Raw genomic sequence first — 815 nt, forward strand, 5'->3', positions numbered from 1 at the left:
GAGCACGGCCGCGAGCGCGTCCTCGCCTAGCGCCGACAGCTCGTAGTCGCCGAGGAGCACGCGCCCGCTCGTCGGCCGATCGAGGCCGCCGAGCAGGTTGAGCAGCGTCGTCTTGCCGGCCCCCGAAGGGCCGGTCACCACGAGCAGCTCCCCGGGGCGCACCTCGAGCGACACGTCCTGCACGGCGTGCACCGCCTCGCCGCGGGTCTCGAAGACGCGGCTCACCGCCTCGGCGCGAAGCGTCGTCATGCGTCCTCCTCCTGGCCGGATGCCGCGTGCCGGCCGCTTCCCATGGGTCGGTCCGAGGCGCCGGGGTCGCCCGATGCCGTGGGTTCCTCGCCGACCCGCCGCGGCGCGGCATCCGCCCCCTCGTGGCCGGGCCAGACGCCGACGTGGTCGGGCTCGAGGGCGAGGCGCACCCGCTCGCGCAGGTCGAGGCGCTGGACGAACTCGTGGGGGAGCTGGAGCCGGCCCACGCGGTCGAGCACCGCGAACTCCTCGGCGACGTGCTGCTCGGCGCCGTGCTCGTCGAGGCGCGTGGAACGCAGCACCTCGGTCGACGTGCGGCCGTCGCGGATCTGCACCGTGCGCCGCACGTGGTCGGACACGGTCGGGTCGTGCGTCACGATGAGGGTGGTCACGCCGAGCTCCTCGTTCACGCCGCGCATCGCGTCGAGCACGGCGGCCGACGTGGCCTCGTCGAGCTCGCCGGTCGGCTCGTCGGCGAGCAGCACGAGCGGGGCGTTCGCGAGGGCCACGGCGATCGCGACCCGCTGCTGCTGGCCGCCCGACAACTCGCCCGGGCGGCGGTCGCG

At 75.7% G+C, this 815-nt stretch carries 2 protein-coding genes; both read right to left on the bottom strand.

Annotated elements, in window-relative coordinates:
• Window positions 1-249, bottom strand: a 249-nt coding sequence (locus tag AC1DY2_RS20250) for an ATP-binding cassette domain-containing protein (protein ID WP_476764047.1), incomplete at its 3' end; no start/stop codon positions are given.
• A partial coding sequence (locus tag AC1DY2_RS20255) for an ATP-binding cassette domain-containing protein (RefSeq protein WP_476764048.1) occupies window positions 246-815 on the bottom strand: 570 nt, incomplete at its 5' end. The genes AC1DY2_RS20255 and AC1DY2_RS20250, both read right to left, overlap by 4 nt.

The organism is Agromyces sp. P1_H4 (genome assembly GCF_056405255.1).